We start from the raw sequence: 13,933 nt of genomic DNA, 5'->3' as shown, positions 1-13,933 counted from the left end.
AGGGGAGGAGAGTGGCGCGAGTCACTCTCCCTCCCAACCGGAACTCGCTAATTGGGCCATTGCGGCCAGTGTGATTCCAGGCGCCGCTTGGCGGCCTGCTCCTCCTCAATCAATGCCTGAAAATCGGCAGGCGGCGCATCGGCAAAGCGGTTGGCGGGCCAGATCGGGCTTTGGTAGAGCCCCCGGTGCAGATCATTCTGGATCTGGGCCAGTGAATTGGCGGTCGGCGCGGCGCGGGCCGCACGTAGCGCGGCTATGTCGATGGTTGCCAGCGTCCATGTGTCATCCACCCGGCGGCCAATGGCTCCGCCGTTGAAGTCATAGGCCTCGCTGGACACCTTGCCTTCCGCATAATTGGGCATGGCGAGATAGGCGACATTCTCAAAGGCGCGCACCGGCCGCACGATCAGCGCACCCGGGCGGTTGAGATAGTCGATCGTCTCGACAGCGGCGACCGGGTTGCAGATTACTTCCGCACCTTTCAGCGCCAGCTCGCGCACCGGCTCGGGCCAGTGGACTTCGGCACCCACCAGCGTGCCCAGCCTGCCCAGCGGCGTTGACAGCACAGGGAACAGCGCCTCGGGGCCAAAGACTTCCAGAAAACGCTCCAGAAGATCGCCCGGGCTGGTGCGCAGGGACATTGCATAGGTCTTGCGATAGACCATGCCGACCTCGCCCTGCGGCGTGATGATGGCAACGGACAGAAAATAGCGACCGGGAAAGGCCGGGTGCTTTTCCGCCGTCTGCACCACGGCATAGGCATTGGCCGCGCGGCAGGCGGCGCCCAGAATCTCGCTTTCCACGCCCGGCAGGGTAATGGCCGCATCATGCCACACATTCTGGCCCAGCATGGTGTAATGGGTCAGCGAAAATTGCGGGAAGATGACCAGCCGCGCGCCATGCCGGTCGGCCGCTTCGCGGATCAGCCGGGCATAAAGCGCCAGATTGTCGCGCATGGCCGCGCTGTCAAAGCCCTTGTCGCCAAAAACAGAGCGGGTCGCCGGGCGGCACAGCGCGGCGGTGTAGGGAGTGATCGTCATGGTAATAGGTCCATCTCGGCCATCGGCGTGGGGAGAACCGTCGATGGCATGGGGCCTCAGGCCGGTTGGGTTTCCTGCTCGGCGATCATGCGGCGCAGGTTGGGCACCAGCTTGCCGCCAATATCGACCGCGTCATTGATCTGGTCGGGCCCGCGCAGCAGGAAGCGGGTGATGCCCAGTTGGCGATAGCGCATCAGGCTGCTGGCCACCTGTTCGTGCGTGCCGACCAGCACGCTGTTGTTGCCGCGCCCGTTATACGCCTTGTTGAGGCCGGTCCACAGGCATTGGTCCTGCCATTCGCCCTGCGCCGCCTGCTCGGCCAGGCGCTGGAACGCACCGGCCGATGCCTTGTCGCCGTCCTTTTCGTGATTGGCCATGATGCCGCGCGCGCCGGCATTCACCTGCGCGACCACCTTGTCATAAAGCGCCGCGGCACGCGCCTTGGCCGCAGCTTCCGTCTCGCCCAAAATGATGACCATGGTCATCAGCACCTTGATCTGGCGATTATGGCGCGCCGCTGCCGCATGGGCGCGCGCCGCCAGTGCACCCGCGCCTGCCTGGGTTTCCCCGGCCAGCGCATAGACATCGGCATATTGCCCGCACATGTCGAGCGCCAGATCGGACGTGCCGCCGAAATAGACGGGGATCGCTCCCTTTTCCGGGCGCACCATCGCATGGGCGCCCTTGAAGGTGTAGAATTCGCCCTCATGGTCGAAGGGGGTGGGCGTGGACCACATCTTGCGCATCACCTCCACATATTCCCCCGCCATGCGATAGCGGTGCTCCTTGGTGTTGAAGGCGCCATCGGCCTGCACCTCGCGGTCGTCGGCGCCAACGATGATGTGGACGCCGGCCCGCCCGCCGCTCAGCCGGTCGATGGTGGCCAGATGGCGCGCGGCCACGGTGGGCGCGATGAAGCCGGGCCGGTGCGCCATCATGAAGGCGAGGCGGCTGGTCTGGGGCGCAAGAAAGGTGCCCAGCGCAAAGCTTTCGGGCATGGTGGCGGCGTTGGCGATTAGCACCCGGTCGTATCCGGCAGCTTCCTGCAGGCGGGCCACATCGCGGATGAAGTCCGGTTCGAAATCATGGGCAGGTGGCGGATCGCCGACTCCGCCCGACCGGTGGTTGACGATGCCGATGATTTCGAGATCGCCCAGCGTATGGGCAAGGGAAGGCATCGTCATCGGGGGTCTCCTGAGTAAAGGTCGGCACGGACGATCCGCCATTTGCTATGCGCAATCCATTCAAATTTTTCTCATTGTTATGCGCAATGCCTATGGGCAAAAGCCGCGGAGAGGAGCAGGATCACCGTTATGGACGTTCGCCAGCTCATCCGTTTCGTCACCGTGGCCGACCTTGGCAGCTATAACCGCGCGGCGCAGGCCCTGTCGGTGTCGCAACCCTCGCTCACCCGGTCGATCCAGTTGCTCGAACAGGATCTGGATGCGCGCCTCTTCGAGCGCGGAGCCCATGGCGCCTTGCTCACCGCCATGGGCGAGGAACTGTTGCCGCGTGCCCGCATGATCCTGGCGGAGCGGGCGCGGGCGATTGCGGCCATTGGCGCCCTGCGCGGCGGTGGCGGTGCGGAAAGGATCATGATCGGCAGCGACGGAACCTTTGCCGCACGCCGCCTGCCCGAGGCGCTGGCGTCCATGGTGGCCGAGGATGGCGATGCCTGCTTTCATGTGGTGGAGGGCACTGCGGCCACGCTGCTGGCCGCGCTGCGCGAGGGTCGGATCAGCCTGGCGCTGGGCGCGCGCGCGCCATGGCTCGATCTTGACGGACTGACCTTCGAGCCTTTGGTCGAGGAGCGCGCCAGCGTGATGGTGCGCTCCAGACATCGGGTGTTTGCCGGTGGCATTCCCGACCTTGCCTCGCTGGCGCAGGCGCACTGGATCGTGCCTGATCAGGACAATCTGGTGGAGGGCTGGGCGCGCATGTTCATCCAGCGCGATCTGCCCGTGCCGCCCATTGCCATGCGCACCTCGTCGCTGACGGTCATTCGCGGCGCGCTTCTGGCCGGGGACTTCATCTGCCTTGGCGATCATTCGACCTTTGCCGATCTCATTGCGCAGGGCCAACTGGTGGCGCTGGACATGGGCAATCCCGTCTACAGCCGCCCTGCCGGCCTGTTCCGCCGCAGCGGAACGCGGCTGAGTGCGCGCGAACGGGCACTTGTCGCGCTTTTGCGCCATCAGAGCGGCAAAGCCTGCGATCTGATGCCTGGGGCAGGATCGGGATCGACCTGAAGGCGCGCCCCAGCAGCCGGTTCTTTTCCGTCAGGCGCGGGACAAAGCATGGTGGCGAGTATCCGTTGTGCGGGCAAATTGGGAGAAGCATGCCGGGCTCCGCGCGCCACCAATGCATTGTTCGGCTCCAGACTGGCCAAGCCAAGGGGGCCGACAAAGGAGTCGTCGATGGGAGAAGCAGCCGTATCGGGCTGGAATCGCATGGCACGTGTGCTGCATTGGGGCACGGCGTTCGCCATCGCGGTCGAAGCGCCGGCGGGGCTCATCATGAGCTGGACCTATGTGGCGCGCGATCCTGCGGGCAAGGCGAGCCATCTACTTTCCAGCCAGGTCCATCACACGCTTGGCCTGCTGCTGCTCATCGCGGTGGCATTTCGCATCGCGTGGCGACTGACGCTTGGGCATCCGCCGCTGCCCGCACATTCCTCACGCTCTGAAGTGGCGCTGGCCGCCTGCGTTCAGGGGCTTCTCTATCTGTTGCTGCTGGCATTGCCGCTTTCGGGTTGGGCGGCGTTGTCCTCAATGGCGGCAGGTGCGGGCTATCCGGCGCCCGAATTGTGGTTTTTCGGTTTGAACGGCTTTGGCCCACACGGGTTTATCCCGCATATCGTGCCGCCGGTCCCGTGGAATGCTCCGGTCCTGCTCAAATATCGCCTCTTCGCCCACATCCATGTCTGGTGCCTGTGGCTGGGCGGCGCCCTGCTGGCACTGCATGTCGCAGGGGCCCTCAAACACCATCTCATCAACCGCAACGACGTTCTCACCCGTATGTGGAAAGGCATCTGATGACAGACATCATCACCCTTGTCCCCCAGCCTGCCACGGCCGAGGCGCTGGCCCCCTTTGGCGCGATCATCGGCGCGGCCAGCGGCGCCAAGAGCGTGGCTGTGGATTTCTACAAGGGCGCGGTGCGGATGAGTTACCCAGCCCCCTTCGAATGCGACCATCCCGTCGAGATCACCCTGGCCGACATGGACCCCCGCCCGGGTGAGGTGCGCTATATGGAGCGGCATGCCCAGCATACGCAGGCCTTCATCCCGCTGGGCGGCAAGCCCTTTGTCGCGGTGATGGCTCCGCCGTGCGAGGGCGATCTGCCTGATCTTTCCGCCGTGCAAGCCTTCTATTTCGATGGCAGCGCCGGCTTTGCCATGCATCGCGGCACATGGCACGAGTTTCCCTTTGCCATCGAGGCCAACACGCAACTCGTCGTCCTGCTCTCCAGCCAGACAGGCTATGACCTGAAGGCCAAGGATGCGGTGACCGAGGAGGCCCATGGGCCGGATCTCGACAAGAAGGACATTCGCGCCCGGACCGGGCGGCTGTTTCGTTTCAGTTTGGAGCAAGACCGTGGTTGAACGCAAAAACGTGGATCGGACCAGCCGTTCCAAAGGCAGCCAGCCCGTGGTTCTGGAGAGTGCCACGCAGGATGCGCTGGCCGGCATGGTGCTGGCGCTGCTGGGCGAGGTGATGGTCTTGAAGGACCGGCTCGATGCCAATGAGCGGCTGCTGCATGCGGCCGGGCTGCATGGTCCGGCTCATGTTGATGCCTATCACCCCGATGATGAAGCGCGCGCCTATCGTGGCGCCTATCGGCAAAAGGTCTATGATCGGGTGCTGGGGGTGGCGCGCGACAGGTTGATGCCCGAAGCGCTGGCCGACCAGGCCGCCTATGAAAACGAACTGGCGCGCGTTGCCGCCGATGCAAACTGAAGAGGTTATCCCGATGGCCACTCTTGCCCAAACAGACCTTTCCGCTTACGCGCATTTCGGTCACGCCGTCATGCCTCAGGCCACGCATGACGAGCAGGCGCTGGAGGATCATTTCCTGGCCATGCGGCTGTGGACCAATCAGAAGATGGACCCGCTCGACCGGCGCCTGCTGGACGAGGTGATCGTGCCGGAGGTGACCGCGAAAACCGGCAAAGCGCCGACCCGCAGTGCCGAGGTGCGCGGGGCGCTGGAAAGCCAGCCCTTGCATCAATACTGGCTGACGCTGTCGCTGTTCTATCAGGATCGCATCTGGCAGGCGCTGGATGGCGCGATCGACCGGCAATATGACGAACTGGCCGGCAAGGTGGCCGAGCAGAGCGCCGCGCCCAAGGGGTCGCTGCGGTTGAACCCCGATCTGGCCATGCCGCGCTACATCAGCGCGATTGACCATCACCGGATGGCGGGCGGCTATATCACCGATACGTCGGACGTCGATTTTCGCGCGGGCGCGCTCTATGACCGTTTCGCCTCGACCTATTTGCGCAACCTGAATGGCGGTTGGAAGAATGACGGGCGCGGCCATACGCTGGCCAGCCATGTCCTTGGCTTTTTCCCCGATTTCAGGCCCAGGCGCATCCTCGACCTGGGCTGCGCGGTGGGCCATTCCACGGTTGCCATTGCGCAGGCTTTCCCGGATGCCGAGGTCCATGCGCTCGACGTTGGCGCACCGATGCTGCGCTATGGCCATGCGCGCGCCGAAAGCATGGGTGTGGCCATTCATTTCAGCCAGCAGGATGCCGAACACACCGATTTCGCCGATGAGAGCTTCGACCTCGTCTGCTCCTCGGCGATGCTGCACGAAACTTCTGCCAAGGGCATGCGGCAGATCTTCAAGGAGAGTCACCGCCTCCTGAAGCCCGGCGGCGTGATGTGCCATGTCGATGTGCCGCCCCGGCACGAGCATATGAGCCTGTGGGACCAGATGCGCTGCGATTTCGAGTCGCATTACAACAATGAGCCGTTCATGACCTCGCTCGCCCGCACCGACTGGGTGAAGGTGGCGATGGGGGCCGGTTTCGCGCGCGACAAGATCGGCGTGGGCTATCGCAAGGGCACCGCGGTCCTCAATCCGAACAGGGACGATTTCTTTACCGAAGGACATCCTGAAGGCCGGGCGCTGATCGGCAGTTGGTATGCTTGTCTCGCCGTGAAGGACTGAGCCGCCCACGCCCGCCTTGCCAGCGGGCGCTTGGGTCTAGGCAATCGCTAGTGGCCGCCATGACGTTCATGCGCATGGCGGCCTTTGCGTAAGCTGTTGCGGCGGAATGATGCCGCGCAATGCGACGGACAGGGGGAATCGCGATGAAATGTTTGGAGCGGGTGTTTACGCCGCGTGTTCTGCTGGCAGCGCTGATGCTGGCCCTGCCGTGGCCGGCAGCAGCGCAGGATGTGCCACCGCCGCCCGATTATGCGCTGCCCTCGTCCTGGTCACAGGCGTGGAGGACGTTGCCGGCCGGAGCGACCCCGATGGCCAGACATCCGCAGGTGGCTGTTTTCTTCCTTCACCCCACGACTTTTCGCAGCCCCACCGGCGCGCAGAACGAGGACACGCAGGACAGCGATGCCAATAGCTGGACGGACGAGAGCAGCATCGCGCGGCAGGCCAGCATTTTCAACGGCTGTTGCCGGGTCTATGCGCCGCGCTATCGCGCGGCCAGCTACAACAGCTTTACCACGCCCGCGCAGCAGAAGGCAGCCTTTGCCCTGGCCTATTCCGATGTCGAGCGGGCCTTCGATGCCTTTCTCGCGCGGATTGGCGATGCGCCCTTTATCCTCGCCGGGCACAGTCAGGGCGCATTCCATGCTGCCACCCTGCTCGAAAAGCGCATCGACGGACAGCCGTTGCAAAAGCGGATGGTGGCCGCCTACATCATCGGCATCAACCTGTCTCAGGGCGAATTTGGCAAACGGTTCAAGACCGTGACCCCCTGTGCCACCCCGGCACAGACAGGCTGCGTGCTGCAATGGAACAGCTATCTGGCCGATGAGGTGAATATTCCCAAAATCAATACGGTCGCGCAGGCTGCCTATGTGAAGACCTATGGCGACGGTGCGGACAAGCAACTGGTCTGCATCAATCCGCTCACGTTCGACGCGGCAAGGCCCGAGGGCGGCAGAGAGCTTGCCCAAGGCGCCGTGCCGGGCGATCCGGGCCGGGGGCCGATGCGACCGCTGCTTGCCCATGGAGTCGCGGCGCGCTGTGTCTCCGGATTGCTGCTTGTCCAGCCCGACCAGGCGCTCGATCTGCAATCCATGCCGGGCGGGGTGATGCATTATCATGACCTTGGGCTGTTCTGGGCCGATGTGCGCGCAAACCTTGCTGTACGTATCCGCGCCTTTCTGAAAAAGGGCCTCGGAGGTAAAGATTGAGGTGTGCTGCATTGCGGCAAATGCATCGCCCCGGCCCGCCTGGTTGTTTATCAGATCCTTGTCTTTACCCGCCACGGCGCCTGGGCTAGTGAACGCTGCGACGCGTGCGAACGCTCGCGCCTTGGGTCTGAACTGGGGCACTGCCTGTTCCATCCGACAGGCGAATACAGACCAAATCCTCTCCCTGTTCGTGATGATGCAATGCACACTTCTCCTCGGTCGGGTCAGCAAGCTGGCGACGACACGCGGGGAATACGCAGGCCGAGGCCCGCAAAGCATCGTCCTGACTTTCTGTCGCAGTGTGCAACATGCGCCATCTGCAACATGTATTTCCCTGTGTCGCTTCGCGGGGGGACGCTTTGGCGTCGGTTGTGCCTAGGTCGATAAAGAGAACATGACATTTATTGCAGCGGGAAATTGGGGGTCTTGTCGCCGGCATGACCATAAAACTATCTAGTGAGGGAACTATGCAGACACGCAATGCGAAAGCCAAAGTGGGAGTGTCGGTTTCGATGCTTGCCTTGCTTGCCGTTCTGGGTGCGGCAGCGCCTGCCTTTGCCGCCGATGCGCCCAACGCCAGCGATGCCGCCAGTGCCGCGCCCAAAAGCGATGACAAGGACAGCGGCGGCGAAATTCTGGTGACCGCGCGCAAGCGTTCGGAAGACATTCTCAAAGTGCCGGTGACCATCACCGCGCTGACGTCCGACGCGCTGAACCAGCGTGGCATCACCTCGCTGTCAACCTTGGCCCAGAACACGCCGGGCATCAACATCAACGACAACAACTCGGGCCGCGCGGACCGCTCCTTCCAGCAGATCGTGCTGCGCGGTTTCACACCCTCCACGACCCTGGCCACCACGACCTCGATGTTCATCGACGGCGTGGCCGTCGCGTCGCCTTCGGAAATCCTGTCCATCACGGATCCCGCGCAGATCGACGTGGTGAAGGGCCCGCAAAGCGCCTATTATGGCCGCAACACCTTTGCCGGCGCCATCAACGTCACCACCAAGGAGCCGACCGATCAGTGGCACGGCTCACTGCTTGGCATGGTGGGGACCCGCCAGAACTATCGTTTGCAAGGGGCGATCGAAGGCCCGATTTTCGGCGATGTGCTGACCTTCCGCGTGACGGGCGAGCGCTTTGCCAAGAATGGTTCGTGGACGAACGCCGCCGATGGCACCAAGCTGGGCAACCAGATGAGCACGGTGGCCACGGCGCTGCTGGTCTTCAAGCCTGCCTACAATTTCAAGATGAAGCTGTTCGGTCTGCGCTCGGAAGATAATGACGGCGAAGGCGCGCAGGGGCATATCTTCGCCTATAATGTCACCACCCCGTCGGGCACCATCGTGCAGAAGAGCCAGTCGAACTGCTCGTTCCAGGGCAACACCCGCGGCGTGCAGGGCCAGGGCACGGCAATCACCAATGCCTATATCTGCGGCATCACGCCGGCACTGGCCAATCCGATTTCGGCCAACACCAATGTCACCCCCGGCCTGGCACAATGGCTGGCCAACCCCACCGGCCGCGTGGTGAAGCCGAGCGAGGGCGTTAACGGCTATGGCCTGCGCCGTATCAGCAAGCACGCGCATCTCACTGCGGACTGGACCATCGACGAACATCTGACGGCATCCTATCTGGCCGGTTACAACCGCGAGGTGTGGACCGACCTGCTGGATCTCGACGGTTATGATTCGAGCGCGCTGGTCTCCACCGCTTATCCGCGCGGCTATTTCGACTTCCCCTATCTGGTGGAGCGCAAGACCAACGACTGGTCGATGGAAGGCCGTCTGGCCTATAAGTATGGCCGCCTGCACGGCGTGGTTGGCGTCTCCTACCTGAAGGCTCAGGCCGTTCAGGGCGGCGGCGGTGTGCTGTTCTCCTATGCCAATCCCATTCCCGGTGGCCTGGCCGACAGCAAGACCACCGGCATCTTCGGCGGGCTGACCTATGATGTCACCGACCAGCTGTCGATCAGTGCCGAAGGCCGCTATCAGATCGACAATCTGGGCGCCTATGCCGTTGCGGGCGGACAGACTGTCGCGTCGAGCGCCTATATTCCGGCAGGTTACTATGCCGGCGGGTCGAAGCTCGCCTCGGCCACCTATCGCAACTTTTCGCCGCGCGTGATCGCCAACTATCAGTTCACGCCCGATCTGATGGTCTATGCCTCCTGGGCCAAGGGTGTGAACCCGGGCATGATCAACGTGTCCGTGCTCAGCCAGACGGCGAACATCCAGCAGGCCGCGCTCAACGCCGGGGCGACGCTGGCGGTCTCTCCCGAAAAGATCACCAACTACGAATTGGGCATGAAGGGCAAGCTCTTCGATGGCGCGCTACGCTACAGCACCGCGCTGTATTATGCCAAGTGGACGAACCAGATCAACGCGATCTCGATCGTGGCGCCCGACCCGACCAGCGCGACAGGGCTGTCCTTCATCAACACCTCGGCGAACAGCGGCAATGTCGACCTTTATGGGTTCGAGGTCGAGGGAAGCTGGAAAGTGTCGCCGCTGATCTCGCTCGATGGCGCCGCGGCGATCAACGCCAGCGACATCAAGCAGTTCAAGAGCACCATCGTCAGCCAGTTGACCGGCATCTACGATTTCTCCGGCAAGGAGATGAAGAACACCTCGAAGTATTCATCCAATTTCGGCATCAATCTGGGCGGAGATCTGTCGGCTGCATCGAATGCCCGGTGGTATTCGCGCTTTGACTGGAACTTCAAGTCAGGCCAGTGGTCGAACGAGGCCAACATCGTGCGCACGCCCGATCGCCACATCTTCAACCTGCGTGGCGGTGTGACGAGGAACAATGTGACGGTCGAGGCCTTCATCACGAACCTCTTCAACAACCACACCTACACCTCGATCGCGGATAACTACACGATCGATCCGAGCCTGGCTCATCTGGCCTATAACTCGGCTCTGGTGGTCGGCCTGCCCGAGCTGCGCACCTTCGGTCTACAACTCAAGATCAAGATGTAGTCAACGAGATGGGGGAGCGCTCCGCTCCCCCATCGCCGGACAACGGACGAAAGCCGGGTCTGCTGCAAGCAGGTCCGGCTTTCTTGCATCAGGCTCCGCCACATCGTCACAGCTATCGCAAAGGCGGAGCGACTGGAGACTTGAAGTCGGCTCACGGGCCTGCGGTTAGCGGAAAACCATCATGCTGATCCCGGCTCCAAGCTTGCGCTGATCCTTCGCGGCTTAGGCGGGGGCAGATCTACCAGCCCGTCGCCGACTGAAGGCACTGGAAGGCCTCAATCCATCAGCATGGATGGTGGGCATGGCCGCTGGCCGAACCACAAAAACCCGCCGGGCGTTTGGGCCCGGCGGGTTCTTGCGCCGAAGAAAAGGCTGGCGTCAGGAGCTTTGCAGGAAGTCTTCGCTCGACCGCATAATGGTCCGGCGCGCAAGGGCGAAGAGCCCCGCCGCCGCCAGAACGGAGGGACCAGCGACAAAAGCAATGCCCCAGCCGACCCGGGCAGGATCGCCGAGCAAACCATGGGTGACACTGGCAACCAGCAGGGGACCGCAGGCCGCGCCCAGCAAGGTGTTCATCACCAGGGTCAGCGCGATCGACATGCCACGCATGCGCGCGGGCACGAGTGATTGCAGCGTGGCGAAGAGCAGGGTGCCGCAGGCAGCATAAATGGCATTCCCCGTGGCCACGAGAACCACCGCCAGATGCGGACCCGGTGCGAACACCGCCAGGGTCGAAGGCAGCGCCAGCAGCGGCAGCGCGGCAAGAAGCGTAAAACGCAGCAACGGCCGCCCGGCCTTCATCGAGCGATCGACCAGCCATCCGCCCACCAGAGGTCCGGCCACGGAAAAGGCCATGGAGAGCGGTCCCAGCCAGGCGCCGACAAATTGCGGTGTCATGCCAAAACCGCGCATGAGCATGGTCGGCTGCCAGGCCGCGCCGCCATAAGCCGCAGTGAAGCACACGGCAAAGCCCAGATATAGCGGCGCCAGCACCGCCTTGTGGGCCCAGAACCATACGGCGCTCTCCTTGATGGAGGGCGCCGCATCGGCCTTGAGCGAACCCCGGCGTGACGGTTCCCGCGCGGTGAGCATGGCGAGCACGATGATCAGACCCAGCCCGCCGGAGATGACGAAAATGACGCGCCAGGGGACCAGGCCGCCCAGCAGCGGCCAGCCGGCAAATCCTCCGCGCGCCGCGTGGGCCAGCACCAGTCCGGTGAGGATGATGCCCAGGCCCTGCGCCAGCGACTGTCCGGTCATGTAGATGCTGATCGGGCGGCCGCGCTTGTGCGGAGGGAACAGGTCGGCGATGAGCGAGATCGCGCAAGGGCCAAGCGCCGCCTCGCCCAGCCCGACCAGCAGGCGTGCGGCAAACAGATGGCCGAAACTGCCGGCAAGTCCGCTGCCGATGGTGGAGATCGACCACAGCGCGATCCCTCCCATCAGCAGATTGCGCCGCGACACCCTGTCGGCCGCCAGCCCCATGGGCAGGCCCATGAAGGCGTAGAACATGCCGAAGGCCAGCCCCTGCAACATGCCAATCTGGCTATCGCTGATGCCTAGATCATGGCGGACGGGATCGACCACCATGTTGAGCACCGAACGGTCGATGACCGAACAGATGCCGGCCAGAAACAGCAGCGCCACCATCCACCAGGCGGCTGATGCACGCGGCCAGGGGGTGGCGGGCGCCTCCATCACAGCAGACCGCTGGCGCGGGCGCGGGTCTTGATGTAATCGCCCAGCCAGTCGAGGCTGCGGAAGCGCAGCGTGCCGCGCCCCACCGCCGTGGAGGAATGGGCCATGCCGGCCACCAGACGCATCGCCTTGGCCATCAGGAACACTTCCTTGTTTGCGACCTCATCGGCGGTGAAGGGACGCACCGACTCATAGCCATCCTCGAAAGCGGTGCCGTAGCTGTCTGAAAATCCGTAGAACAGGTTGCCCCAGACGAAGTTCTGCACGTCCTGCATCAGGAAGTCCTCGCCCGCCGCGTCAAAGTCGAGCAGCGTGATCGTCCCGGCCTCGTCGACATGGACGTTGGAAGGGTGGAAGTCACGGTGGCACACGCCCAGCGGCACGCCGGCGGCGGCCATCTCGTCGATCCGCTTGTCAAGATTGGCGGCGATGATCGGATAGTCGCGCAGGTCATCCGGGCGATCGTAGACGAAATCAATCAGCGCCGGCATGGAAATATTGTAGTCCTTGGCGGTCTTGGTCGAGAACCGGTGGTCCTTGCCCGCCCATTCATCGCCCAGCAGATGCATGCGGGCAAAGGCCGCGCCGATCTTGTGGGCGGTCTCCTCGCTCAGCATGTCGCCAAACTTGCGGCCGGGGGCCCAGTCATACATGGCGATGGCGCGCGCGCCCTCCGGCGTCGCCGCCTTCCAGTAGAGCGTGCCGTCATGCTGGGGCACGGCAACGCTTGCGGGGAACTGCTTGTCCTTCAGAAAGGCGAGGAAGTTCAGTTCATAGGCCACATCGTCCACGTCGCGATAGGTCTTGCGCCACACGCGCACGGCATAGCGCGTCTTGGCATCCTGGACGAGATAGACGTCGTTCATGCCGCGATAGAGCAGCCAGACATCGACCTTGCCTTCCACCGGATAGCGGGCGGCAACTTCGCGGGCGATGAAGTCGGGATGCAGCACCGAATGCGAGATGTCGGCAATCGGCAGGCCGCTTTCAACCAAGGAAGAGACGTAATTCACGGGCAAGCTCCTGTGGGGCAATATCAAAGATGTCGCGATTGAGGTGGTCAAGATCGCGGATGGTGATGTCGGGAATCAATTTTGCCGCAGCCAGCGAGGGCTCCCGCAGCGTCTCATGGGGTTGCAGCAGCAGCACCGGGCAGCCAATCTGGCGCAGGCGCTGAAAATCATAGGACCAGACGCCGCGGTAGCCCCAGGTGAACCGGTCGAGGATATAGGCCTTGTCGGCAAATTGGCGGATCGCGCGCGGCAGGCTTTGCCGCCTGTCGCGCCCCTTGACCACATAGGCCCACAGGCGGGTGAGCAGGTCGAGGATCACCGTCCCGTCCTCGTCGGGGGTGGGGAAATTCTCGGCCTCGGCCAGTTTGGCGGCAATCACCTCGGACGGATACATCGGCACGCCGGTGAGCGCCATGCGCCGCACCTGATCGGGCAGGGCCAGCGCCAACTCGACCGCCAACAGGCTGCCGGTGTGATAACCATAAAGGTCGAAGGGCCCGGTCACCCCCAGGGCCTGCAATCCATCGACGAAGGCTGCGGCATAGTCGGTCATGCTCAGCGGAGCAGGCGCGGCATCGCTCATCCCGTGGCCCGGCGTGTCGAAGGCGAGGACGCGGCGATCCTGCGCCATCTCCGCGATCAGCGGCTCATACTCCCAGGATGAGGACGGGTTTTGATGCAGCATGATGAGAGGCGGATAAGCCCCGTCCTCGCCGCTTTGGCGAAGATGCAACTGGCCATATCGGCTGTGGGTGTAGGCGCGTGTTACAGTCATGAACAGGAGCGGGATCCGTGAAATCTGGCTACAG

12 protein-coding genes are annotated in these 13,933 nt (G+C 63.4%); 7 read left to right on the top strand and 5 right to left on the bottom strand.

The features are described 5' to 3' along the window. Window positions 1–47: 47 nt before the first annotated feature. Both ABDW49_RS19745 and ABDW49_RS19740 read right to left on the bottom strand, forming a co-directional pair. Window positions 48–1,040 carry a nitrilase-related carbon-nitrogen hydrolase gene (locus tag ABDW49_RS19745; protein ID WP_343614523.1) on the bottom strand — a complete coding sequence of 331 codons (993 nt, stop codon included), beginning with the start codon at window positions 1,038–1,040 and terminating at the stop codon, window positions 48–50. A 56-nt stretch (window positions 1,041–1,096) separates the two neighbouring features. Beyond that, window positions 1,097–2,224 carry an LLM class flavin-dependent oxidoreductase gene (locus ABDW49_RS19740; protein WP_343614520.1) on the bottom strand — a complete coding sequence of 376 codons (1,128 nt, stop codon included), beginning with the start codon at window positions 2,222–2,224 and terminating at the stop codon, window positions 1,097–1,099. A 129-nt stretch (window positions 2,225–2,353) separates the two neighbouring features. Between ABDW49_RS19740 and ABDW49_RS19735 the strand changes: the two genes are divergently transcribed. The 7 genes from ABDW49_RS19735 (at window position 2,354) to ABDW49_RS19705 (ending at window position 10,413) form a co-directional block, all read left to right on the top strand. Further along, window positions 2,354–3,289, top strand: coding sequence for a LysR family transcriptional regulator (locus ABDW49_RS19735; protein ID WP_343614518.1), 936 nt, complete (start codon window positions 2,354–2,356; stop codon window positions 3,287–3,289). 168 nt (window positions 3,290–3,457) lie between these two features. Next, on the top strand, window positions 3,458–4,075 hold the full coding sequence (locus ABDW49_RS19730; protein WP_343614516.1) for a cytochrome b/b6 domain-containing protein: 618 nt from the start codon (window positions 3,458–3,460) through the stop codon (window positions 4,073–4,075). Then, the gene (locus ABDW49_RS19725; RefSeq protein ID WP_343614514.1) at window positions 4,075–4,644 is read left to right on the top strand and encodes an ureidoglycolate lyase; all 570 of its coding nucleotides are present in this window, start codon (window positions 4,075–4,077) and stop codon (window positions 4,642–4,644) included. Before ABDW49_RS19730 ends, ABDW49_RS19725 begins: the two co-directional genes overlap by 1 nt. After that, window positions 4,637–4,999 carry a hypothetical protein gene (locus ABDW49_RS19720; protein ID WP_343614512.1) on the top strand — a complete coding sequence of 121 codons (363 nt, stop codon included), beginning with the start codon at window positions 4,637–4,639 and terminating at the stop codon, window positions 4,997–4,999. Before ABDW49_RS19725 ends, ABDW49_RS19720 begins: the two co-directional genes overlap by 8 nt. A 13-nt stretch (window positions 5,000–5,012) precedes the next feature. Next, complete coding sequence (locus ABDW49_RS19715; RefSeq protein WP_343614510.1) at window positions 5,013–6,218, top strand: class I SAM-dependent methyltransferase; 1,206 nt, start codon at window positions 5,013–5,015, stop codon at window positions 6,216–6,218. Window positions 6,219–6,361: 143 nt separating this feature from the next. Further along, on the top strand, window positions 6,362–7,429 hold the full coding sequence (locus ABDW49_RS19710) for a DUF3089 domain-containing protein (protein ID WP_343614508.1): 1,068 nt from the start codon (window positions 6,362–6,364) through the stop codon (window positions 7,427–7,429). Window positions 7,430–7,941: 512 nt separating this feature from the next. Continuing rightward, entirely contained in the window at window positions 7,942–10,413 is a 2,472-nt protein-coding gene (locus ABDW49_RS19705) for a TonB-dependent receptor (protein WP_343614506.1), read from the top strand. Between the two features lie 378 nt (window positions 10,414–10,791). On the opposite strand, the gene ABDW49_RS19700 is transcribed toward ABDW49_RS19705, so the two are convergent. From ABDW49_RS19700 to ABDW49_RS19690, 3 genes are read right to left on the bottom strand one after another with little or no spacing between them, the layout of a single operon-like run. Continuing rightward, on the bottom strand, window positions 10,792–12,111 hold the full coding sequence (locus tag ABDW49_RS19700; protein ID WP_343614711.1) for an MFS transporter: 1,320 nt from the start codon (window positions 12,109–12,111) through the stop codon (window positions 10,792–10,794). Next, window positions 12,111–13,124: a phosphotransferase gene (locus ABDW49_RS19695; RefSeq protein WP_343614504.1), complete on the bottom strand. Its 1,014-nt coding sequence runs from the start codon at window positions 13,122–13,124 to the stop codon at window positions 12,111–12,113. The genes ABDW49_RS19700 and ABDW49_RS19695 overlap by 1 nt, the downstream gene beginning before the upstream one ends. Further along, the gene (locus ABDW49_RS19690; protein ID WP_343614502.1) at window positions 13,099–13,899 is read right to left on the bottom strand and encodes an alpha/beta fold hydrolase; all 801 of its coding nucleotides are present in this window, start codon (window positions 13,897–13,899) and stop codon (window positions 13,099–13,101) included. The genes ABDW49_RS19695 and ABDW49_RS19690 overlap by 26 nt, the downstream gene beginning before the upstream one ends. Between the last annotated feature and the right edge of the window lie 34 nt (window positions 13,900–13,933).

Source organism: Novosphingobium sp., from assembly GCF_039595395.1.
Taxonomy (GTDB): domain Bacteria; phylum Pseudomonadota; class Alphaproteobacteria; order Sphingomonadales; family Sphingomonadaceae; genus Novosphingobium.
The sequence above is the reverse complement of the archived record's forward strand: the minus strand, read 5'-3'. Positions and strand labels throughout refer to the sequence as shown.